The organism is Actinoplanes sp. NPDC004185 (genome assembly GCF_053603475.1).
In genome coordinates this window covers 41,033-61,210 of record NZ_JBSGFR010000035.1, presented here as the reverse complement: position 1 = coordinate 61,210, position 20,178 = coordinate 41,033, and the positions used below count along the sequence as shown (strand labels likewise).

Sequence of the window (20,178 nt, the reverse complement as noted above, 5' to 3'; positions counted from 1 at the left end):
TTGATACAGCTAGGGCACGAAAACGGCCCGTACGCAGTTGTCCTCCTTGTCCTTGAAGATCCGGTAGCCCTCGGGGGCCTGGTCGAGCGGCATGACGTGGGTGGCCAGGTGCTCGGTGACCAGCTCGCCGCGGGCCATCCGGTCCAGCAGCATCGGGATGTAGCGCTGCCCGTGCATCTGCGCCCCGCGCATCGTCACGCCCTTGTTCATCAGCGCGCCGAGCGGGAACTTGTCGACGAAGCCGGCGTAGACGCCGAGCACGAAGACCGAACCGCCCTTGCGGCAGGCGTGCACCGCCTCGCGGACCGCGACCGGCCGGTCGGTCTGCAGCCGCAACTGCTGCTTGAGCTGGTCGTACGCGTACTGCGGACCCTTACCGGCGGCTTCCATCCCGACCGCCTCGATGCAGACGTCGGGTCCCCGGCCACCGCTGCGCTCGCGCAGTTCCAGAGCGACGTTCGTCCGTTCGAAGTTGAGTGTCTCCGCGCCGATGTACTTCTCGACCTGCTGGAGGCGGTTGTCGAGGCGGTCGATGACGATGACCCGTTCCGCCCCGAGCAGCATCGCGGCCCGGGCCGCCATCTGCCCGACGCCACCGGCACCCCACACCGCCACCACGTCGCCGGGCTTGACGCCACCCAGGTCGGCGCCCGTCCAGCCGGTGGCCGCGGCGTCCGAGGCGAACAATGCCCGTTCGTCGCTCACCTCCTCGGGCACCGCGAAGGCGCCGACGTCGGCGAACGGCACCCGGATGTATTCGGCGTGACTGCCGGGGTTGCCGCCCATCGCGTGCGAGTAGCCGAAACAGCCGCCGGGCGCCTGGCCCCACAGCGTCTCGGTGATCGCCGGATTGGTGTTGCCGTTGTCGCAGAGGGAGTAGAGCTCCTGCTCGCAGAACCAGCACTTGCCGCAGGAGATGAACGACGACACGACGACCCGGTCACCGACGTGGTGGCGGCGGACCTCCGGGCCCACCTCGACCACCTCGCCGAGGAACTCGTGGCCCAGCACGTCGCCCTTCTCCATGAACGGGATGTAGCCGCCGAGCAGGTGCAGGTCCGAGCCGCAGGTGACGGTGCGCCGGACCTTGACGATGATGTCGCCGGGGTTGCGCAGCTGCGGGTCGGGCACGTCACCGACCGCGAGCTTGTTGACCCCCTGCCACTGCAGTGCCTTCACAGCAGACCTCCTTCGCGGCCGTGGGCCGTGGCCTCACGCAGCGGCTTGTTCAGGACGGTGGGCCGGGTGGTCGGGCCGCCGGGCAGCAGCACGTAGCCGACCTCGAGTTCCGAGCGGGCCTCGCGCAGTGCCCGGCGGATCTCGCCGGCGGACACCTTGCCGGACCGCGCCCGGACCGAGATCTCGGTGCCCCGGCCGCCCGGTGCGGGCTGCCGCCGGATCTCGACAGCCTCGCCGAGGGCGGCGAGCGGGGTGGGCAGGCTGCCGGTGCCGGCCTCGTCGAACGGGCGGTTGACGGTGATGACGTGCCGGCGCCCGGCCTCGTGGTCCCTGTTCCGGCGGGCCGCCATGATCCTGGACGCCGTCACGGCCCCGGCGGCTACGGCGCCGGCCGTGACGAGAGCTTTACTCCTGATTCGCATCGATGGGGAATACCGGCCAGAGCGCCACTTAAACAGCGTTTGTGCGCGCTTCGGGAGGGGCATCCGGGCGTTCCCTTGAGACAAAGGAGTGAATCATGGCCAGTACTTCTTCTGCGGCCTCCCGGACGCGGACCCGTATCCAGACCGCCGCGCTCGCCGTCGGCGCGGTCTTCGTGCTCGTCGGCATCCTGGGCTTCATCCCGGGCATCACCAGCAACTACGACACCATGAGCTTCGCCGGGCACCACTCGGAGGCGAAGCTGCTCGGCATCTTCCAGGTGTCGATCCTGCACAACATCGTCCACCTGCTCTTCGGGGCGGCGGCGTTCGCGCTGGCCAAGACGGTGTCCGGCGCCCGCATGTACCTCATCGCCGGCGGCGCGATCTATCTCGTGCTGTGGCTGTACGGCCTGATCGTGGGCCAGGACAGCTCGGCCAACTTCGTGCCGGTCAACACCGCCGACGACTGGCTGCACCTGGTCCTCGGCCTCGGCATGATCGGGCTGGGCCTGGCCCTGTCCCCCAAGTCCGTGCGCCGGTAGCCGGCGTTTCCTCCGGACACAAAGGAGCCGGGTCGCCTCAGTGGCGACCCGGCTCCTTGGATTTCCCGGTGGTGCTCAGTCGAGCGCTCCCTTGATCTTGTTGACCACGTTGGCGACACCCTGGGCGTGCGCGCCGGCGCCCGTGCCCGGCTTGCCCTTGCCCATCGAGCCGTCGTAGGTGACGTACAGCTTCGGGTCCGGGGCCGGTCCGAGCGGCTTGTCGTCGGTCAGCGGCTGCGCGTCCGGCACGTACTCGATCTGCTCGCCGAGCAGCGACTCGCCCTGCGCCCAGCGGCCCTCACCGGCGGTGCTCGCCGGGTCGAAGCTGTAGAACGTGCGGCGGGCGAACTCCTTCTCGTCCTCGCGGTTCGAGCCCTCGATCTCGTCCTCGACCAGGCCGTCGGCGATCAGGTTCTCGATGCCGAGCAGCCACTGCTGCTGGTGGTACGTGTCGCGGGCCAGGTTGAACTGGAGCATGTCCTTGACCCCGCGGTCGTCGGTCATGTTGTAGACCCGGCTGGTCATGAGCCGGCTCTGCGCCTCGGCGGCCACGTTGGACCGGAAGTCGGTGAGCAGGTTGCCGCTGGCGGCGATGTAACCGGCGTTCCACGGCACGCCCTGCGAGTCACGGGGCAGCGCGCCACCGCCGCTGACGATCGCGTGCTGCGGGTTCTGGCCGCCCAGCACCGCGGCGAGCAGCGGGTTGGCGGCGGCGGCCTTCTCGGTCGCCTCGGCCGGGGCACCCTCGAGCAGGCGGGCCAGCATGGTCGTGAGCATCTCCACGTGACCGATCTCCTCGGTCGCGATGTCCATGATCATGTCCTTGTACTTGCCCGGCACCCGGCAGGACCAGCCCTGCCACAGGTACTGCATCATCACGGTCATCTCACCGAACTGGCCACCGACCAGCTCCTGCATCTTCGCCGCGAGCAGGGCGTCCGGCTTCTCCGGCTTGGCCTGGAACTGCAGGTAGTCGACGTGCTTGAACATCAGAACCTCCATAGCGGTGGGATCGGCACGCCGACTGAGCTACCCGGCCCGATGGCCCGGCCGGGCCCGCCCCCGGCCCTTCGGGGCCGACCGGTGGCCCGCCGCGCACACATGAACCGCCGCCGCGCGGGTAGGCGCAGCGCATGGCCAGACTCCTGCGTGCTCCCGGGCTCCTGCTCGGCATCGGCCTCGGCGGATTCGTCGACGGCATCCTGCTGCACCAGCTGTTGCAGTGGCATCACCTGCTGACCGGCACCGACTCCGACCGCATCGGCGTGCGCTACTACTCGCCTAACACCGTCGACGGCCTGCGCATGAACACCCTGTGGGACGGGCTCTTCCACGTCGTGACGTGGCTGTTCGTGCTCGGCGGGATCGGGCTGCTCTACTCGCGGGTGACCCGCGACCGGCGGGCGGCCTGGACGTCGCGCGCGCTGTGGGGCTGGATGCTGGCCGGGTGGGGCCTGTTCAACCTGGTCGAGGGCATCATCGATCACCAGATCCTGGGCGTGCACCACGTCCGGGAGGGCGCCGGCCGGCTGTTGTGGGACCTCGCGTTCCTGGCCCTGGGGGCGGTGCTGGTGCTCGCCGGCTGGGCCCTGCAACGCGGCGCGGACGACCGCGTCCCGGTCCGGTGACGGGACACGCCCCCGGTTACGGGCTTCCCGCCCTGGTGCTGCTGATCGCCCTCGGCTACGAGTGGCAGAGCTTGCGGGTGGCCGGCTGGAGTTCCTGGCGAGGTGCCGCGTTCCAGACCGGTGCGGCCGTCCTGATCGCCGGGCTGGTGCTGCCGGTGCACGACTTCACCGGGCACGCGTTGCAGCATCTGCTGGTGGCCATGGTCGCGCCGCTCGGCCTGGTGCTGGGGGCGCCGGTGACGCTGCTGCTGCGTACCCTCCCGGTCCGGACGGCCCGGCGCCTGACCCGGCTGCTGCGCGGCCGCCCGGCCCGGGCCGTCGCCCATCCGGTCACCGCGCTGCTGCTGACCACGGGCGGCCTGGCCGCCCTCCACCTGACCCCGCTGTACGCCCGGACGCTCACCGACCCGGCGCTGCACCAGCTGGTCACGATCCACTTCGTCCTGTCCGGCGCCCTGTTCGCGTGGGTGGTCGCGGGCGCGGACCCGGCCCCGCACCGGCCGTCGGTGCCCGCCCGGCTGGTGCTGCTCGGGGTGGCGATCGCGGCCCACGCCACGCTGTCACAGTTGCTCTACGCGGGCGCGTATGTGCAGGTCCCGGCCACGGTCGCGGACCGGCAGGCCGGGGCCACGCTGATGTACTACGGCGGCGACGTGGCCGAGCTGCTGCTCGCCTTCGCCGTGGTCCAGTCCCGCACCACCTCCCGCAAGGTCGCCACCGGCCGACGCTCTGGCCCCGGCGGGTCAGTGCCTGGCCCGGCTGTGCCGCCGTACGGGGAAGGTGACAGGCCATGGTCGTCCTGGATTCCGCCGCTCAGCTCATGCTCCCGCTGCGCCGGCGTGCCGCGCGGGTGGCTCCCTGGTTCGGCCCCGCGTTCGTGGCCGCCATCGCCTACGCCGATCCCGGCAACTTCGCCACCAACTTCACCGGCGGGGCCACCTTCGGCTACCAGCTGGTCTGGGTGATCGTCGCGGCCAACCTGATGGCCATGCTGATCCAGTCGCTGTCGGCCAAGCTGGGCCTGGTGACCGGGCGCGACCTGGCCGAGCTGTGCCGGGAGCACCTGCCCCGGCCGGTGTCGCGCGGGCTGTGGGTGCAGGCCGAGCTGGTCGCCATGGCGACCGACCTGGCGGAGATCATCGGCGGGGCGCTGGCGCTGTACCTGCTCTTCGGGGTCCCGCTGCCGATCGGCGGCCTGATCACCTGCGTGGTGGCCTTCGCCCTGCTGGGGCTGCAGCAGCGCGGGGTACGGCGCTTCGAGACGGTGATCGCCGGGCTGCTCGGCGTGATCCTGCTCGGTTTCCTCTACAACGCCTGGCGGGCCGGCGCCGATCCGGCCGGTGTCGCCGGCGGCATGGTGCCGTCCTTCGCCGGTGTCGACAGCCTGCTGCTGGCCACCGGCATCCTGGGCGCCACGGTGATGCCGCACGTGATCTACCTGCACTCGGCGCTGACCAAGACCCGTTCGGCCGCGGCCACCACCGGGCCGGGGCAGCTCCGGCAGGCGCTGCGCTACCAGCGCGTCGACACGCTGGTGGCCCTGGGCCTGGCGGGTCTGGTGAACCTGGCGATGCTGGTGATCGCGGCGCGGCTGTTCTTCGGCTCCGGCATCCCCGGCACCGACACCCTCGAGGGCATCCACGCCGGGCTCGGGCTCAGCCTCGACCAGTACGCCGCGCTGGCCTTCGCGCTGGCCCTGCTCGCCTCGGGTCTCGCCTCGTCCAGCGTCGGCACGTACGCCGGTCAGGTGGTCATGCAGGGCTTCATCGGCCGCAGCATCCCGCTGGTCCTGCGCCGGGCGCTGACCATGGCCCCCGCGCTGGTGGTGCTGGTGCTCGGCGTCGACCCGACCGCGGCGCTGGTCTGGTCGCAGGTGGTGCTGAGCTTCGGGGTGCCGTTCGCGCTGATCCCGCTGGTCTGGCTGACCCGGCGCCGCGACATCCTCGGCGAGCACGTCAACCGGCCGTCGACCACCGTCGTGGCGGCGGTCGTCGCGGCCCTGATCGTCGCGCTGAACGTCTTCCTGGTGATCAGGACATTCATCGTTTCATGACGACTCGGTCGGGCAACCGCTCGCCATGTCAGTGCGTCAGAGGATGCCGGCGCTGCCGGCCAGCGCCGCCGCCTCGGTGCGGCTCGACACCCGCAGCTTGCGCAGCAGGGTCGCCGTCAACCGCTTCACGGTCCGCTCCGAGACGTGCAACTGCAGAGCGATCTCCGTGGTCGTCGCGCCGGCCGCGATGAGCTGCAGCAGCTGCCGCTCCGGCGCGTCCAGGTCCACCGGCGCGGGCCGGCTCCCGCGGCCCGGGCCGAGCAGCGCGCCGAGCAGTTCGGCCGGCAGCACCGCCCAGCCGTCGAGAATGGACAGCAGGGGCTGCAGCACGTCGGCGACCTCACTGGCCTTCGGCAGGAAGCCCTCGGCGCCGGCCCGGAGCGCCTCCAGCGCCGGAGCCGGGTCCTCGTCGCCGGACATCGCGACGATCCGCACCCGCGGGCTGGACCGCCGGATGGCGGCGATCGCCCGGACCCCGCCCGGCGGCGGCATGTGCAGATCGACCAGGACCAGGTCGGGCACCGTACGCCGGACCAGGCCGGCCGCCGCCGCGGCGTCCCCGGTGGCCGCCACCACCTCGGCCCGGCCGTCGCTGACCTCGGGCAGCAGCAGTTCCAGACCCCGGACGAACAGAGGATGGTCATCGACGACTATGACGCGAATGTCCTTCTGCATGAGGCGCGTATGCCCGTCGGAGGGCCGGTCATGCGTCTGAGGCGAACGCCACGGCCCGACCCGTCGCTCCTGCTGCTGCGCAGCGTCTGCCACGAGCTGCGCCCGCCGGTGGCCACGCTGACCTCGCTGGTGCGCGCGCTGGAGTCGCAGCCGTCGGAGGTGCGCCGCGGCGAGCTCGCCCGGCTCGCCGGTGAACACGCGTCCCACGCCGAGGCGGTGCTGAAGCAGGCAGCCGCCGCCGCGGCCGGACTGGCCGAGCCGGCCGACACCGCCGTACCGCTGCACCGCGTCCTGCCGGTCGTCGCCGCGACCGTGCCCACCGACCGGCTCGCCGTGTCGGTCAGTGCCGGCGCGGGCCGCTGCCTGGTCTCCGGCCGGCACACCCGGCAGATCCTGCTGAACCTGCTGTCGAACGCCGCCCGCTACTCCCCCGGCGAGATCCGGCTGGTCGCCTCGGTCCGGCGGCGCCGGCTGAGGCTGACGGTGGCCGACCAGGGCGGGCTGACCGAGGACCTGCGGCACGCGCTGCACCGGCGCACGCCTCCGGCGGGCACGAAAGGCCTGGGCCTGTGGGTCGTCCGCCACTTGATCGACGCTCAGGGCGGGAGGCTGCGGGCGCGGGCCCTGTCCCCGCGCGGGGTGGCCCTGGAGGTCACCCTGCCGCGCCGCCGACGTTGACCCGATCGGGCCACCCGCTGGCCTGGAGAGGACTCCCGGACGGGCATGGTGAAGTCGTGTTCAACCACGTCAAGCAACTGCGGTTCGAGGCCCGGCCGGACGGCCCGGACGCCGCCTTCGCACGGCGCCTGCAGGACGCCCTCGGGGGCCGGTGGGGGGCGCTCACCGTCGCCAACCAGTACCTGCTGCAGGGCTGGACCTGCCGGCTGCCGGGCAAATACCGCGACCTGCTGCTCGACATGGGCACCGAGGAACTGGCCCACGTGGAGATGCTGAGCACCATGATCACCCGGCTGTTGCAGGACGCGCCGCTCACCGCCGACGAGAACGAGGACAATCCGGCCCAGTGCGCCGAGATCTACTCCGCCCACCTCGTGCAGGCCGGGTCCGGGCCGCTGCTGGCCGACAGCAACGGGGTCCCGTGGAGCGGCTCCTACGTGACCGCCAGCGGCAGCCTGCTCGCCGACTTCCACCTCAACGTGAGCGCCGAGGCGCAGAGCCGGCTGCAGCTGGCCCGGCTGTTCCACATGACCGGCGACACCGGGGTCAAGCAGATGCTGCGCTACCTGCTCGCCCGCGACACCATGCACCAGAACGTGTGGCTGGCCGCCATCGAGGAACTGCGTGAGGACGGCATCGAGCACATGCCGGTACCCGAGGCATTCCCCGATGCCGTACCCGACGACGCGTACGCCCGTACCTATCTGAGCTTCTCCGACGGCGAGGACGCCGCGGCCGGCCGGTGGGCAAACGGGCTGGCGTACGAGTCCACCCCGTCCGCCGAGGGCCGGCCACCTGTGCTGCCCGCGGCCGATCCCCGCCTGTACTGCTCGTGAGAGGATCTCCCGTCGTGCGTAACGCCCCCTTCTTCCGCACGTTCGTCGCGTGTGCGTACCTGCTGGCCCTGGTGCTGCACGGCAGCTGGGACGCGCGTACCGCGGGGCTGGCCCTGGCCGTCCTGGCGGTGTGGGCCGTGCCGGTGATCCGCGACGCCCGGCGCCACCGCGGCGTGGTCCGCGCCGCGTCCGCGCGCTGACACCTCGTCGGAGACTGAGGCCAGGTGAGCGGCGAAGCCCGCGGGCGCCCGGGCACTGCGGCGGGCGCTGGTGAGCACCGGGCTCGCGGTGTCGTAGACGACCCGCAACCCGGCCGTCGTGGCCCGCGTGACCAGGTCACGGTCCTCGTCGTGCCGGACTCCGGCGAAACCGCCCAGGCCCGCGTACGCCGCCGCGCCGCACCCGAGGTTGGCCCCGTGCACGTGCCGGTGGCCGGACACGGTGAGCGCCGCCCGGTAACGCTGCTCGTAGGCGTGCCGCACGGCGACCGGCCACGGGGACCAGTCGGGCACCTCGACCGTGCCGACGAGCACCTCGGTGCCGCGCGCCGCGTGCCGGGCGTGCCACTCCAGCCAGCCCGGCCCGACCCGGCTGTCGGCGTCCGTGGTGGCCAGCCACAGCCCCGCGGTGCCGTGCCGCAGCGCGTACGCCATCCCGGCCGCGCGGGCCTGCCCCACGTTTCCCGCGGTCACCCGCACCACCGCGGCCCCCGCCGCGGCCGCGACCTGCGCCGTGGCGTCGGCACAGTCATCGGCCACGACGATCACCTCGACCGCGAGGGCGCTGCCGGCGACGGCGACCCGCAGCGCGGCCAGACAGTGCGGGAGCAGCTCCTGCTCGTCGTGGGCGGGCACGACGACGGCGATCCGGCTCAGCACAGACCCTCGCGCTCGGCGACCGACCGGGCCGCCGGCGGCGTACGCGCGTAGACCTCCAGGAGGAAGTCGGCCTCGATGTGCTGCGCCGTCAGCTCCAGGCCCGGGGTGGCGTCGAGCCGGGCGTGGACCTCCTCACCGGGCCGGGCGTGCTCGGCGACCGGCCGCCGCCAGTGCACCGCGACCAGGTCGCCGCCGGGCTCCAGCGCGGCGACGCTCTGCGCGATGAGCGCGTCCAGGTCGGTGTCGTCGAAGTAGTAGCCGAGCTCGGAGAGCACGATCAGGTCGAAGGTCTGCCGGGGCCAGTCGTAGGGCATCCGGGCCCGGGCGACGGTCACGTGGGGCTGGGAGGCCAGCCGGCGGGCGGTGGTGGCCACCGCGGACTCGACCGCGTCCACGGCGAGCAGGGCGGCGCAGCGTGGGGCCAGCCGGGCGGTCAGCGTGCCGGTCGAGCAGCCCGGTTCGAACGCGGAACGGTAGCGGGCGCGGGGCAGCGCGGCCACGGTGAGCTGGTGCTTGCGGTTGTCGTACCAGCGCGACTCGAAGTCCCACGGGTCGGGGCTGTCGGCGTACATCTGCTCGAAGTAGCCCAGGGGCGTGCTCACGCGAACACCACCTCGAACGGCCGGCGGAAGCGGGCCAGCACGTGCGGCGGCAGGATGGCCGCGTCGGCGGGCTCCGGCCCCAGGTCGGCGATCTGGCTCGGGAACGCCTGGATCGCCGCCTCCTTGGCGTGGCGCGCGGCGCTCGGCAGATCGAGGCGCCGGGCCCGGTCCCAGGGCACCCGGTCGTCGCCGGGCTGCGCCCAGTGCCAGGTCCAGATCGGATACTCCAGCAGCCGGGCCCCGGTGGCGGCGCAGGCGGCCGCGGCGGCCCGGCCGACACTCTCGTGGTCGGGGTGCCCGTCGCCGCGCCAGGTGGCCAGGCACCAGCGGCCGGGCGCGAGCCGTGCGGTCAGGGCAGCGGTCAGGGCGTCCTCGTCGATGCCGCCGTCCGGCTGGCCCAGGTGCACCACCGGGGTCCGGCCGAGACCGAGCCGGCGCAGCGCCTCGGCGGTCTCCTCGCGGCGCAGGGCCGCGAGCTCGGCCCGGGTGTGCACTGTGGAGCCGGGGTGGGAGGCCTCGCCGTCGGTCACCGCGACCACCTCGGCGTCGCCGAGCAGCGCCAGCAGGCCACCGACCCCGAGCACCTCGTCGTCGGGATGCGGGGCGACCACCAGCGGCGGGCCGGGCGGGTCGGCGGTCAGCGCCGGCCAGCCGGCGACGGCCGGCCAGGAACGCCAGCGGGTGTCGTCCGTGCCGGCACCCTCGATCACGGTCACCATGCGGGTGGTTCCTCCTTCAGCAGTGCGCCGAGATGGGCGAGGTCGGCTTCGGCGTGGCTCTGCCGCAGATACACGGTCAGGTCGCTCACCCGGCGGGCGTGGGCCTCGTCGTGGCCCAGCGGCCCGGCGCCCAGCGCGCGGCCGACCCGGTCGATGACCTCCGACGCCGCCGACTCGACGGTGCACCGGACCCGCACGGCGAGCTGCTCGGCGTCCGCGGCCGGCTCGGCGTCGATCCGGGCGGCGGCCTCGCGCAGCACAGCCCGAGCCGAGCGCAACTGCACGTCGACGGCGCCGAGGTGGGCCAGGGCGTGCGGGCCGCGCGCCCGGTGCAGAAGAGTGTCCGCGACGCCGGTGGCGCCGCCGTACCAGCAGGCGGCGACGCCGACACCGCCGTGCCAGAAGCCGGGCCGGCCGACATAGGAGCCGGGGCCACCGACCGGCCGGGCCGGGGCGTCGGTGAAGCGGACGGTACGGCTGTCACTGCCGGCCATCCCGACCGCGGGCCACGTCCCGTCGAGCGGCACCGCCCAGGGCGCGCGGTTCGCCACGGCGAACAGCCGGATCCCGTCCGGCGCGGTCGCGGTGACCAGGGCATGGGTACAGGTGCCGGCGCCGGAGCACCACGGGCGGTCGCCGCTCAGCGTCCACTCGCCGTCCTTCTCGCGGGCGATCACCGAGGCCGGCGCGGCGGCCCAGACACCCCAGCTCTCGTCCGGGGCGGGCGGGCCGGGGTCACCGAGCTCGGCGCGGATGGCGGTGGCGTCGGCATGACCCTCACACAGCCGGGCGGTGACCGGATCACGGCGGGCGATGGCCGCGAACCGCTCGAACCGTTCCAGGGTTCGGCCGGACCCGGGTAGCGGGAGATCAGCGACTTCAAGCACGGCCGCATCCCTACCCGACCCGAACCGATCGCAAACGACGCAGGAAACGACGCAACACGCGTGGCGCCGCATGGCACCAAAATGGCTTTACATGGCGCCATCGCGATGCCATGATGGCGTCATGGACCTCACGTCATATGTCGCCCGGCTCCGCGAGGAGCTCGTCGGCGCCGCCGAGCTGGGCGGCTCCGATGCCCGCGAGCTGGCCGAGCGGCTGACCGCGCCGATGGAGTCGGCCTTCCGGCTCGCCCTGCTCGATGCCCTGTCCGCCGCGGCGGACGAGATCACCCGCGACCTCGCGCCGGGCTCGGTCGAGCTGCGGCTGCGCGGCGGCTCCCCCGGTTTCGTCGTGACGCCACCGCCGGCCGAGCACCCGGTGGAGACGACGGCACCCGAGCCGGTCGAGGCCGCCGACATCCCCGACGACGGTGCCGTGTCGCGGATCAACTTCCGGCTGCCGGACCAGCTCAAGACCCGGATCGAGGAGGCGGCCGGCCGCGAGGGCCTCTCGGTCAACGCCTGGCTGGTCCGGGCCAGCACCGCCGCCGTGCAGGCCGGTGACCGGCCGCGCACGTCCCGCGCCCCGCTCGGCGGGCAGCGCTACACCGGCTGGGCCCGCTGACCGTGCCCGTCTCCCCTCCGCGAAAGGACCAGGACATGCCCACCTTCGACACCCCCGCGCCGATCCGGGCGACGTTCGAGCTGCTCGTCGCCGACGTGCGGGTCACCGCCACCGACCGCGCGGACACCGTCGTCGAGGTCCGCCCCACCGACCCCTCCGCCCCCGCCGACCTGCGCGCCGCCGAGCAGACCCAGATCCACTTCGCCGACGGGCAACTGCAGGTCAAGACCCCGAAGACGCTCAAGACCCTGGGGATCCTGCGCCGCAGCGGGTCGATCGACATCGAGATCGCCCTGCCCACCGGCTCGCAGCTGCGCGCCGACGCGGCCCTCGGCTCGTTCCACTGCACCGGCACGCTCGGCGAGACCGCGGTCCGCACCGCCGCCGGCGACGTGGAGCTGCAGCACACCGGACCGCTGGAGGTCACCACCAGCGCCGGCTCCGTCGTCGCCCGCTCGGTGACCGGCGCCGCCCGCGCCACGACCGGCAGCGGGACGATCCGGATCGGCACGGTCAGCGGGGCCGCGGTGCTCAAGAACTCCAACGGCGACACCCAGGTGGACTCCGTCGGCGGCGATCTGACGGCGAAGATGGCCAACGGTGGTGTCGTCGCTGGGCAGGTGGGCGGCTCGGTCGACGCCGCGACCGCCAACGGCAGCATCCGGATCGGCGCGGTGCGCCGCGGCACGGTCGCGGTCCGCAGCTCGATGGGTGAGCTGGAGGTCGGCATCGCCGCGGGCACGGCCGCGTACCTCGACCTGCACACCCAGTTCGGCAAGGTGCTCAACCACCTCGACGGCACCGGTGCCCCGGAGCCCGGCGAGGACAACGTGCAGGTGCGCGCCCGCACCTCCTTCGGCGACATCGTCGTGCGCCGCGGCGACACCGGGGCGCTCCGGTGATCACCGTGACCGGCCTGCGCAAGGCGTACGGCGACCACACCGTTCTGGACGGCATCGACCTGCACGTCCCGGCAGGCTCGATCTTCGCCCTGCTGGGCCCGAACGGCGCGGGCAAGACCACCACCGTGCAGATCCTCTCCACGCTGATCGACGCCGACGCCGGCGAGATCCGGGTGGCCGGCCACGACCCGGCGACCGAGCCGGACGCGGTCCGGGCGGCGATCGGGGTCACCGGTCAGTTCGCCGCCGTCGACGGGCTGCTCACCGGCCGGGAGAACCTCATCCTCATGGCCGACCTGCACCACCTGGGCCGGGCCCGGGGCCGGCGCCGGGCGGACGAGCTGCTGGAGCAGTTCGACCTGACCGACGCGGCCGGCAAGCAGGCGTCGTCGTACTCGGGGGGCATGCGGCGGCGGCTGGACATCGCGATGGGCCTGGTCGGTGAGCCGCGGCTGGTGTTCCTCGACGAACCGACCGCCGGGCTGGACCCGCGCAGCCGGCAGGCGATGTGGCAGACCGTCCGGCGGCTGGTGGCCGACGGCGTGACGATCTTCCTGACCACCCAGTACCTGGAGGAGGCGGATCAGCTCGCCGACCGGATCGCGGTGCTCGACGGCGGGCGGCTGGTCGCCGAGGGCACGGCCGACGAGCTCAAACGGCTGGTGCCGGGCGAGCACATCACCCTGCGCTTCGCCGACGGACCGGCGCTGCGGGCGGCGGCGGTGGCCCTCGGCCCCGCCGACGTCGACTCCGCCCAGCTCACCATCCAGGTGCCCGGGGACGGCAGCGTGCGCACGCTGCGGGCCCTGCTGACCGCCCTGGACGAGGCCGGCGCCGAGGTGGAGAGCCTCACCGTGCACACGCCCGACCTGGACGACGTCTTCCTGGCCCTGACCGCGAAGGAGCCCGTGCGATGACCACCCTGAGCCTCGCCGTCCGCGACTCGAACACCATGCTGCGGCGCAATCTGCGGCACATGCGGCGCTATCCGGCGATGATCTTCTACCTGGCCGGGATGCCGGTGATCTTCCTGCTGCTGTTCGTCTTCGTCTTCGGCGGCACGCTCGGCGCCGGCCTGGGCGGCGGCCGCACCGAATACCTGGCGTACGTGGTGCCGGGCATCCTGCTGATGACCGTCGGCGGGGCAGCGGCCGGCACCGCGGTCTCGGTCGCCACCGACATGACCGAGGGCATCGTGGCCCGGTTCCGCACCATGGCCATCGCCCGGGTGTCGGTGCTGACCGGGCACGTGGTCGGCAGCATGATCCAGACGCTGGTCAGCCTGGTCATCGTGCTGGCCGTGGCGCTCGCGATCGGCTTCCGGCCCAGCGCCGGACCGGTGGCCTGGCTGGGTGTGCTCGGGGTGCTGACGATGACCTCGTTCGCCATCACCTGGCTGGCCACCGCGCTGGGGCTGGTGGCCAGGACCGTGGAGGAGGCGAGCAACACGCCGCTGCTGCTGACCCTGCTGCCGTTCATCGGCAGCGGTTTCGTCCCGACCGACTCGATGCCCGGCGGGCTGCGGCAGTTCGCCGAGTACCAGCCCTTCACCCCGATCATGGAGACGATCCGGGCCCTGCTGACCGGCGGTCCGGCCGGCGACTCGATCTGGTGGGCCACCGCGTGGTGCGCCGCCATCGCCCTGGCCGGCTATCTCTGGGCCCGCAAGCGCTACAACGCCCGCTGACCGAAAGGCAGACGGCCCGCCGGAAGTCCGGCGGGCCGTCGCGACGTGCGAACGGGGATCAGGGGCCGCTGACCAGGTTGGTCACCTGGTGACCGCTGTTGACCGCGGCGCCCGTGTTGTTGATGACGTGGGCGATCGTGCCGGTGCCGCCCAGCGAGACGGTCACCATGTTGTGGAACTTGATGCCCGGCTTCACCGGCACCTCGAAGGCGCGGGCGTTGACCACGCTGGGATTGACGTTGAAGAACGCGTACGACCCCAGGCCCCACGCCTCGTGGTTGGTCACCGAGTCGGCCACCTTGTACGCCGCCCAGCCCTGCGTCGAGCCGTTCATGTAGGCGGCCTGGTTCGGCGGGTCGTACGGCATCTCGTTCTGGTAGAAGTACGTGCGCCCGTTGTCGCCGTTCCAGATGGTCTGGTACTGCTGGTAGTGCTCGACGAACAGGCCGTAGAACGTCACGTTGTCGCCGTTGACGATCAGGCCGTTGGCGGCCGGGTTGACGGTCCAGCCGTGGGTGCCGTTGTCGCTGTGGTCGGCGCGCCAGATCCAGGCGTGGTCACCGATCACGTGGTCGCTGTTGATCCGCAGGCTGACCGAGGCCTTGCCGGCGATCGCGCCGCCGATGCGGAAGAACACGTCGGACAGCACGGTCGGGTTGGCCGCGTGGCTCGCCGAGGAGCCGGTCGGCCCGACCTCCATCAGCACCGGCGAGTTGGTCGTACCGGCGTCGAAGAGCACCCCGGCGACCCGTACGCCGTCCACGTCGGCCACGGTCATCGCGGTGATGCCGTTCTGCGGGACGAAGGTGGCCAGGCCCAGCCCGAGCACGACCGTGTCGGGCCGGGTGACGTTGATGGTCTGGTTCAGGTTGTAGACACCCGGGGTGACCAGCAGGTTCTTGCCGGAGGCGAGGGCCGCGTTGATGTTCGCCGCCGTCTCACCGGGCTTGACGACGAAGAAGGTGCCGATCGGCAGCGACCGGCCGGCCGGGTTGCCGTTGGCCCACGTGGTGCCGGCCGAGTTGCTGCGCAGCGCGGGGACGAACACCTGGTACGCGCCCGCCGAGTCGACGTACAGGTACGGCTTCTCCGCGATCACCGGCGTCTGGCCGACCGTGGTGTACGGCGGCGTCGGGAAGCTGTTGGCCGGGGCGCCCTGGGCACCGACGAAGACCTGGTTCCAGTTGGAGCCGCTCCAGCTGCCCATCTGCGAGTTGCGGGTGATCCACTGTTGCTGCGAGCCGGACTGGATCTGCCCGTCGATCCTGGTGTCGGCCATGAAGCCGCCGGACGACCAGCCGCCGTCGGAGAGCGCCAGGTTGCCGCGGACGTGCATCCGGCGGTACGGCGCCGCCTGCGACACGGCCCAGCGGTCGAGGCCGCCGTTCGGGGTCACCGACAGGCCCTCGGCCGAGCGCCAGAAGTTCTGGGTGGCGTTCTGCGAGCCGTCCGGCCACCAGTCCGCCTCCGCGTGCACCGCGCCGTTGATGTTCACCGCGTCCGGCGTCAGGCCCAGCCCGGCGACCTGGGTGAAGAAGCCGACGTTGGCGTCGACGTTGTACGACCCGGGCTTGAACAGCAGCGCGTAGCGGGCGTTGCCGAACTGGTTGCGGACCTGCTGGTTGAAGACGGTGGTCAGGCGGTTCTGGATGGTCGCCGGCGACATCGACGGGTCGAAGATCGTCACGTTCGGGCCCAGGTCGGGGTTGCCGCTGCCCGGCGGGACCGTGGTCGGGGTCACCGGCGGGGTGGTCGGGGGCGTCGAGGCACCGTTGACCGTCCACTTCTGGTTGGCGCCGCCGCCGCAGGTCCACAGCTGGAGCTTCGCGCCGTCGGCGAGGTTGTTGTCCTTGATATCGAGGCACTTGCCGGCCTTGACGTTGACCAGGTCCCGTCCGGCCGTGTACGTCCACTGCTGGCTGGTCAGCCCGGCGAAGCAGTCCCACATGTGCACGACCGCGCCGTCGGTGGTGGCGCCGCCGGCCACGTCCAGGCACTTGCCGAGGCCCTTGAGCGACTTGTCGTCGCCGTAGGTCCAGGTCTGGTTCGGCCCGCTCGCGCAGGACCACATCTGCGGCAGGTTGCCGTTGGCGGTGGAGCCGTTGGTGACGTCCAGGCACTTGCCGTTGGCGCTGCTCACCACGGAACCGGTGGTGGCGGCCAGGGCGTTGGTGACGCCGGCGACGCCGAGCACGCCGACGACCAGGGCGGTGACGGAGACGGCCAGGACACGCCGTCGCTTGCGGGGGATGGGGGGCATCGGCTTCCTTCGGGGATTCGGTCTTCGGGGATCAGGCGGGGTTGCCGGCGTGGGTGAGCGTCTCCCACGCCACGAACAGGTTGTTGCTGCCCTGCGGGCGCCGGGCCTCGGTGTAGGTGCCGGTGTTGGCCATCGCGATGCCGAGCCGGTTGTGCAGGGCGTTGTAGGCGACCTCGCTGATCGGGCCGAGGCCCCTGGTCACCGAGCCGCCGCAGATCGACGCGGGCACGGCGGTCCCGTTCTCGACCTTGGTGTGCAGCCCGAGCGCGTGCCGCAGCCGGTCCTGCAGCTCGGGGTAGAGGTCGCCGCCCTGGATGCGGGTGGTCTCGGCGACGTGCGCGATGGCGGAGATGCCGTAGCCGGTGTGCACGAAGTCGCGGCAGGTCTCCTGGGAGAGCCCGTCGACGAAGGTGCTCTGACCCTGCCAGTAGCTGATCAGCTCGGCCCGGGTGTCGATGCCGCCGGCCGGCGGGTACTTCGGCTGGGCGCCGTCGGCGCTGACGTAGATGTAGGCGGCGGCGCGCAGCTTGAAGCGGGCGACGGCCCGGTCGTAGCTCGCCCGGTCGTCGAGGTGGACGGCGATGCCGACGGCCGCCTCCATCATCGACAGCTCCCAGTTGCCGTTGCTCGCGCTGCCGGCGAGAACCACCGGCAGGTAGACAGTGCGGAGCATGGTGGCGAAGCGGGCCTGGTCGGGCCAGTTCCCGTACGCGTGCTTGATGATCTCCGCGGCCCGGGGCCACACCGAACCGGCCCAGGCCGTCTGCAGCGGCCCGTTGCTGTTGGTGTGTGTCCTGAGCGTGGCCGACCAGGCGTCCATCAGCGCGATGGCCTTGGCCGCGTACGCGGTGTTCCCGGTGATGTACCAGGTGAGCGCGTCGGTGTACGCGGCGATCGCGTCCTCGCGCTCGTCGGTGCAGCCGTTGTTCGGGTTGGAGTGGGAGCCGCACTCGACGGTCGCGCGGGGCTTCGGCGTCCGCGACAGCGAGGCGTACCGGCTCGCGGCCATCTGGTTGTAGGCGCTGGTCCAGGGCTGGGCCTTGGCGGCGACCTTGGCCTTGACGAAGTCGAGCTGGGCGCGGCTGAGCAGCACGCCGGGGTGGGCGAACGTGGCGGCGGCCGTGATACCGGCCGGGGCGGGGGCCGTGTCCGCGTTCGCCACGAAGCGGACGCCGGCCGTGGCCGCGAGGGCGACGAGCACGGTGCCGGCGGCGAGCAGCAGCCGGCGGGGGAAGTGAGGCACTGCGGACTCCGGATGGGGGAACGGGGAACCGGAAGGTGACTTAACAGTGCCGAACTCAACCGTGACGAACGGGACGCGGTCAAGGACGAATCGACGGACTTAAGGATGACGAAAGGTTCGATGGAGGGAGAGCGCTTTCCGATACGGGCACGCATGTTCCGCCCTCCGGAACCGGTTACGGCGAGAAAGCGCTCTCACGGCGTCAGCAACTGCCGTACGTCGATCCGCTGACCCAGTGGTGCGCCGCCCGGCCCCGGCGCGGCCGACGCCCGGGCCGCGATCTCCAGCGCCCGTTCCTCGGACTCCACGTCCACGACCCGGTAGCCGGCGAGCTCGGGCAGAACGCCCCGCTCCCCCGCGACCTGGTGCGAACGGCCGCCGAACCCCTGGGCCTCGACCAGCTCACCGGCCGCGGTGAGCTCGGCGTCCAGGTCACGCTGGTAGTCGAAATGACGCCGTACGTCGGCCGGCGCCCAGGTGCCCATCGCGGTGTGGTGCTGGATCAGCAGAAACTTCGTCATACCGGAGGGTCGGTGCCGGTGGGCCGTTCTCGACATGATGTCCAGGACAACCTCGGGAGGCATGCATGGGAATCGGCCGTCTGCACCACGTGATCGTGGACTGTCCGGAGCCGCTGGCCCTGGCCACGTTCTACAGCGCGCTGCTGGGCCTGCCCGTCACCTACCACGACGACGACTTCGCGGTCGTGGCCGCCAGCGACCGCTCCTCCGGGCTCGGCTTCCAGCGGGCCCCCGGCAATCCGGCGCCGACCTGGCCCGACCCGGCGACGCCCCAGCAGCTCCACCTGGACGTGATGGTCGACGACGTCGCCGCGGCGTCCGCCGCCGTCCTCGCGCTGGGCGCCACCGCCCTGCCCGGCCGCGGCGTGTTCGCCGACCCGGCCGGGCACCCGTTCTGTCTCATCCCCCGGCCGGGATGGGCGCCCCCGGTCGCGGACGGGACAACGCCGGCGTAAGGATCACCGCCCGGCATGGGCGGGCGCCGGCGAGGACGGCCACGCGTCCGCACGGACGTCCGGCTTCAACCGCACCAGCGGGACCACGACCGGCCGGCCACGGTCGCGGGTGATAGACACTGTCTACGCACTCTGGTAGACAGTGTCTATGCCCGACGACCTGCGCGCGCGTCTCGTCGCCACCGGCGTCGAGCTGGTCGCCGCCGAGGGCACCGACGCGCTGAGCCTGCGCGAGATCGCCCGCCGCGCCGGCGTCTCCCACGGCGCCCCCCGGCGCTACTTCCCTACCCACCGCGAGCTGCTGGCCGCCGTGGCCCGGGTCGGCTACGACCGGCTGTCCGACCAGGTCGCGGCCCTCGGTGAGCAGCGTGACCCGCGCGCCGGGCTGCTCACCCTCGGCCGGCTCTACCTCGACTTCGCCCGCACCGACCGGGGCATGTTCGAGCTGATGTTCCGGCACGAGCTGCTGCGCGGTAACCAGGAAGGGCTGCGGGCGGCCAGCCGGCCGCTGTTCGCCGTCCTGGTCGAGCTGGTCGCCCGGGCCCGGCCCGGCCGCGACGACGCCGCCGTGGCCGCCGGCGCCCTCTGGGCCAACCTGCACGGCATCGCGCAGCTGTGGTCCTGGGGCAGCCTGCAGATGACGGTCGAGACCGAGGACGCCGACGCGCTGCTGCGCACGGCGATCGACGCGTACGTGGAGTCGTGACATGCTGCCGCAGCTGACCCGTGCCCTGCTCGTCCCGGTGTCCCGGCTGGCGTTCCGGACGGTGGTCGAGGGCCGCGAGCACGTACCGCGCGAAGGCCCGGTCATCCTGGCTGCCAACCACCTGTCCTTCCTGGACAGCTTCCTGATCCCGCTGGTGTCGCCCCGGCCGGTGGCGTTCCTGGCCAAGGCGGAGTACTTCACCCGGCCGGGCGTGCTGGGCCGGCTCACCGGCTCGACCCTGCTGGGCCTGGGCGCGGTCGCTGTGCCGCGCGGTGAGCACCGGGCGGCCCAGGCGGCCCTGGAGACGGCGCTGGGTGTGCTCCGGGACGGCCGGGCGTTCGGCATTCATCCCGAGGGCAGCCGGTCGCGCGACGGCCGGCTCTACCGCGGGCGTACGGGGGTGGCGTGGCTGGCCCTGGCCTCCGGGGCGCCGGTCGTCCCGGTGGCCGTGATCGGCACCGACCGGATCCAGCCCGTCGGCGCGCGGTTCCCGCGGCCCGGCCGGGTCACCGTCCGGTTCGGTGCGCCGCTGCGGTTCGCCGCCCCGGCGGGCAACGCCGCGCGGGCCCGGCGGACGGCGACCGACGAGATCATGGCCGAGATCGAGAAGCTGTCCGGCCAGGAGAACGCCGGTTGCTACAACGAACTGTCCACCGGGCACTGACCTGCCGTCGCGTGCTCCC

23 protein-coding genes and 1 pseudogene are annotated in these 20,178 nt (G+C 72.7%); 13 read left to right on the top strand and 11 right to left on the bottom strand.

Translation table 11 applies throughout. The annotated features are described in order from the left end of the window. Window positions 1-9: 9 nt before the first annotated feature. Both ACWEOZ_RS30815 and ACWEOZ_RS30810 read right to left on the bottom strand, forming a co-directional pair. Window positions 10-1,179 carry a zinc-dependent alcohol dehydrogenase gene (locus tag ACWEOZ_RS30815; protein ID WP_451914165.1) on the bottom strand — a complete coding sequence of 390 codons (1,170 nt, stop codon included), beginning with the start codon at window positions 1,177-1,179 and terminating at the stop codon, window positions 10-12. Further along, window positions 1,176-1,547: a hypothetical protein gene (locus ACWEOZ_RS30810; protein WP_451914164.1), complete on the bottom strand. Its 372-nt coding sequence runs from the start codon at window positions 1,545-1,547 to the stop codon at window positions 1,176-1,178. The genes ACWEOZ_RS30815 and ACWEOZ_RS30810 overlap by 4 nt, the downstream gene beginning before the upstream one ends. A 149-nt stretch (window positions 1,548-1,696) precedes the next feature. On the opposite strand from ACWEOZ_RS30810, the gene ACWEOZ_RS30805 reads away from it, so the two are divergent. Continuing rightward, window positions 1,697-2,143 (top strand): DUF4383 domain-containing protein, encoded by a 447-nt coding sequence (locus ACWEOZ_RS30805; RefSeq protein ID WP_451914163.1) that lies wholly within the window; start codon window positions 1,697-1,699, stop codon window positions 2,141-2,143. Window positions 2,144-2,218: 75 nt separating this feature from the next. Here ACWEOZ_RS30805 and ACWEOZ_RS30800 read toward each other — a convergent pair whose 3' ends face one another. Then, on the bottom strand, window positions 2,219-3,133 hold the full coding sequence (locus tag ACWEOZ_RS30800; RefSeq protein WP_451914162.1) for a manganese catalase family protein: 915 nt from the start codon (window positions 3,131-3,133) through the stop codon (window positions 2,219-2,221). 143 nt (window positions 3,134-3,276) lie between these two features. Between ACWEOZ_RS30800 and ACWEOZ_RS30795 the strand changes: the two genes are divergently transcribed. The 3 genes from ACWEOZ_RS30795 to ACWEOZ_RS30785 are packed head-to-tail and all read left to right on the top strand — an operon-like array spanning window position 3,277 to window position 5,824. Further along, window positions 3,277-3,771, top strand: a complete 495-nt coding sequence (locus ACWEOZ_RS30795; protein WP_451914161.1) for a DUF2243 domain-containing protein — start codon at window positions 3,277-3,279, stop codon at window positions 3,769-3,771. Beyond that, entirely contained in the window at window positions 3,768-4,736 is a 969-nt protein-coding gene (locus ACWEOZ_RS30790) for a cytochrome c oxidase assembly protein (protein WP_451914160.1), read from the top strand. Before ACWEOZ_RS30795 ends, ACWEOZ_RS30790 begins: the two co-directional genes overlap by 4 nt. Then, entirely contained in the window at window positions 4,622-5,824 is a 1,203-nt protein-coding gene (locus ACWEOZ_RS30785) for an Nramp family divalent metal transporter (protein WP_451914159.1), read from the top strand. The genes ACWEOZ_RS30790 and ACWEOZ_RS30785 overlap by 115 nt, the downstream gene beginning before the upstream one ends. 36 nt (window positions 5,825-5,860) lie before the next feature. On the opposite strand, the gene ACWEOZ_RS30780 is transcribed toward ACWEOZ_RS30785, so the two are convergent. After that, window positions 5,861-6,499: a response regulator gene (locus tag ACWEOZ_RS30780; RefSeq protein WP_451914158.1), complete on the bottom strand. Its 639-nt coding sequence runs from the start codon at window positions 6,497-6,499 to the stop codon at window positions 5,861-5,863. Between the two features lie 30 nt (window positions 6,500-6,529). On the opposite strand from ACWEOZ_RS30780, the gene ACWEOZ_RS30775 reads away from it, so the two are divergent. Both ACWEOZ_RS30775 and ACWEOZ_RS30770 read left to right on the top strand, forming a co-directional pair. Next, window positions 6,530-7,177, top strand: a complete 648-nt coding sequence (locus ACWEOZ_RS30775) for a sensor histidine kinase (protein ID WP_451914157.1) — start codon at window positions 6,530-6,532, stop codon at window positions 7,175-7,177. A gap of 56 nt (window positions 7,178-7,233) precedes the next feature. After that, a complete protein-coding gene (locus ACWEOZ_RS30770; RefSeq protein WP_451914156.1) occupies window positions 7,234-8,013 on the top strand; it encodes a manganese catalase family protein in 780 nt (259 codons plus the stop codon). 287 nt (window positions 8,014-8,300) lie between these two features. Here ACWEOZ_RS30770 and ACWEOZ_RS30765 read toward each other — a convergent pair. The 4 genes and pseudogenes from ACWEOZ_RS30765 to ACWEOZ_RS30750 all read right to left on the bottom strand — a co-directional run. Then, a pseudogene (locus ACWEOZ_RS30765) lies at window positions 8,301-8,891 on the bottom strand (glycosyltransferase); the annotation flags it as partial. Continuing rightward, window positions 8,885-9,493, bottom strand: a complete 609-nt coding sequence (locus ACWEOZ_RS30760; protein ID WP_451914155.1) for a class I SAM-dependent DNA methyltransferase — start codon at window positions 9,491-9,493, stop codon at window positions 8,885-8,887. The pseudogene ACWEOZ_RS30765 and the gene ACWEOZ_RS30760, both read right to left, overlap by 7 nt. Next, window positions 9,490-10,212: a PIG-L deacetylase family protein gene (locus tag ACWEOZ_RS30755; RefSeq protein ID WP_451914154.1), complete on the bottom strand. Its 723-nt coding sequence runs from the start codon at window positions 10,210-10,212 to the stop codon at window positions 9,490-9,492. The genes ACWEOZ_RS30760 and ACWEOZ_RS30755 overlap by 4 nt, the downstream gene beginning before the upstream one ends. After that, on the bottom strand, window positions 10,206-11,099 hold the full coding sequence (locus ACWEOZ_RS30750; RefSeq protein WP_451914153.1) for an acyl-CoA dehydrogenase family protein: 894 nt from the start codon (window positions 11,097-11,099) through the stop codon (window positions 10,206-10,208). The genes ACWEOZ_RS30755 and ACWEOZ_RS30750 overlap by 7 nt, the downstream gene beginning before the upstream one ends. A 121-nt stretch (window positions 11,100-11,220) precedes the next feature. Between ACWEOZ_RS30750 and ACWEOZ_RS30745 the strand changes: the two genes are divergently transcribed. The 4 genes from ACWEOZ_RS30745 to ACWEOZ_RS30730 are packed head-to-tail and all read left to right on the top strand — an operon-like array spanning window position 11,221 to window position 14,310. Then, on the top strand, window positions 11,221-11,721 hold the full coding sequence (locus tag ACWEOZ_RS30745) for a hypothetical protein (RefSeq protein WP_451914152.1): 501 nt from the start codon (window positions 11,221-11,223) through the stop codon (window positions 11,719-11,721). A gap of 35 nt (window positions 11,722-11,756) precedes the next feature. Then, on the top strand, window positions 11,757-12,623 hold the full coding sequence (locus ACWEOZ_RS30740; RefSeq protein WP_451914151.1) for a DUF4097 family beta strand repeat-containing protein: 867 nt from the start codon (window positions 11,757-11,759) through the stop codon (window positions 12,621-12,623). After that, window positions 12,620-13,540 carry an ATP-binding cassette domain-containing protein gene (locus ACWEOZ_RS30735; protein WP_451914150.1) on the top strand — a complete coding sequence of 307 codons (921 nt, stop codon included), beginning with the start codon at window positions 12,620-12,622 and terminating at the stop codon, window positions 13,538-13,540. Before ACWEOZ_RS30740 ends, ACWEOZ_RS30735 begins: the two co-directional genes overlap by 4 nt. Further along, on the top strand, window positions 13,537-14,310 hold the full coding sequence (locus ACWEOZ_RS30730) for an ABC transporter permease (RefSeq protein WP_451914149.1): 774 nt from the start codon (window positions 13,537-13,539) through the stop codon (window positions 14,308-14,310). Before ACWEOZ_RS30735 ends, ACWEOZ_RS30730 begins: the two co-directional genes overlap by 4 nt. A 58-nt stretch (window positions 14,311-14,368) precedes the next feature. Here the strand turns inward: ACWEOZ_RS30730 and ACWEOZ_RS30725 are convergent, their stop codons facing one another. The 3 genes from ACWEOZ_RS30725 to ACWEOZ_RS30715 form a co-directional block, all read right to left on the bottom strand. After that, window positions 14,369-16,570: a ricin-type beta-trefoil lectin domain protein gene (locus tag ACWEOZ_RS30725; RefSeq protein ID WP_451914148.1), complete on the bottom strand. Its 2,202-nt coding sequence runs from the start codon at window positions 16,568-16,570 to the stop codon at window positions 14,369-14,371. A gap of 31 nt (window positions 16,571-16,601) precedes the next feature. After that, window positions 16,602-17,813, bottom strand: coding sequence for an alginate lyase family protein (locus tag ACWEOZ_RS30720; protein ID WP_451914147.1), 1,212 nt, complete (start codon window positions 17,811-17,813; stop codon window positions 16,602-16,604). Window positions 17,814-18,007: 194 nt separating this feature from the next. Beyond that, window positions 18,008-18,334: a YciI family protein gene (locus ACWEOZ_RS30715; RefSeq protein WP_451914146.1), complete on the bottom strand. Its 327-nt coding sequence runs from the start codon at window positions 18,332-18,334 to the stop codon at window positions 18,008-18,010. A 65-nt stretch (window positions 18,335-18,399) separates the two neighbouring features. On the opposite strand from ACWEOZ_RS30715, the gene ACWEOZ_RS30710 reads away from it, so the two are divergent. From ACWEOZ_RS30710 to ACWEOZ_RS30700, 3 genes are all read left to right on the top strand, one after another. After that, the gene (locus ACWEOZ_RS30710; RefSeq protein WP_451914145.1) at window positions 18,400-18,789 is read left to right on the top strand and encodes a VOC family protein; all 390 of its coding nucleotides are present in this window, start codon (window positions 18,400-18,402) and stop codon (window positions 18,787-18,789) included. Window positions 18,790-18,937: 148 nt separating this feature from the next. Next, the gene (locus ACWEOZ_RS30705) at window positions 18,938-19,495 is read left to right on the top strand and encodes a TetR/AcrR family transcriptional regulator (RefSeq protein ID WP_451914144.1); all 558 of its coding nucleotides are present in this window, start codon (window positions 18,938-18,940) and stop codon (window positions 19,493-19,495) included. A gap of 1 nt (window position 19,496) precedes the next feature. Further along, entirely contained in the window at window positions 19,497-20,159 is a 663-nt protein-coding gene (locus tag ACWEOZ_RS30700) for a lysophospholipid acyltransferase family protein (protein WP_451914143.1), read from the top strand. Window positions 20,160-20,178: the final 19 nt, after the last annotated feature.

Coding starts and splice junctions, on each gene's coding strand:
- ACWEOZ_RS30700 (WP_451914143.1), top strand. CDS start 19,497: ATGCTGCCGCAGCTGACCCGTGCCCTGCTCGTCCCGGTGTCCCGGCTG.
- ACWEOZ_RS30780 (WP_451914158.1), bottom strand. CDS start 6,499: ATGCAGAAGGACATTCGCGTCATAGTCGTCGATGACCATCCTCTGTTC.
- ACWEOZ_RS30715 (WP_451914146.1), bottom strand. CDS start 18,334: ATGACGAAGTTTCTGCTGATCCAGCACCACACCGCGATGGGCACCTGG.
- ACWEOZ_RS30710 (WP_451914145.1), top strand. CDS start 18,400: ATGGGAATCGGCCGTCTGCACCACGTGATCGTGGACTGTCCGGAGCCG.
- ACWEOZ_RS30705 (WP_451914144.1), top strand. CDS start 18,938: ATGCCCGACGACCTGCGCGCGCGTCTCGTCGCCACCGGCGTCGAGCTG.
- ACWEOZ_RS30725 (WP_451914148.1), bottom strand. CDS start 16,570: ATGCCCCCCATCCCCCGCAAGCGACGGCGTGTCCTGGCCGTCTCCGTC.
- ACWEOZ_RS30775 (WP_451914157.1), top strand. CDS start 6,530: ATGCGTCTGAGGCGAACGCCACGGCCCGACCCGTCGCTCCTGCTGCTG.
- ACWEOZ_RS30805 (WP_451914163.1), top strand. CDS start 1,697: ATGGCCAGTACTTCTTCTGCGGCCTCCCGGACGCGGACCCGTATCCAG.
- ACWEOZ_RS30740 (WP_451914151.1), top strand. CDS start 11,757: ATGCCCACCTTCGACACCCCCGCGCCGATCCGGGCGACGTTCGAGCTG.
- ACWEOZ_RS30730 (WP_451914149.1), top strand. CDS start 13,537: ATGACCACCCTGAGCCTCGCCGTCCGCGACTCGAACACCATGCTGCGG.
- ACWEOZ_RS30745 (WP_451914152.1), top strand. CDS start 11,221: ATGGACCTCACGTCATATGTCGCCCGGCTCCGCGAGGAGCTCGTCGGC.
- ACWEOZ_RS30795 (WP_451914161.1), top strand. CDS start 3,277: ATGGCCAGACTCCTGCGTGCTCCCGGGCTCCTGCTCGGCATCGGCCTC.
- ACWEOZ_RS30800 (WP_451914162.1), bottom strand. CDS start 3,133: ATGTTCAAGCACGTCGACTACCTGCAGTTCCAGGCCAAGCCGGAGAAG.
- ACWEOZ_RS30755 (WP_451914154.1), bottom strand. CDS start 10,212: ATGGTGACCGTGATCGAGGGTGCCGGCACGGACGACACCCGCTGGCGT.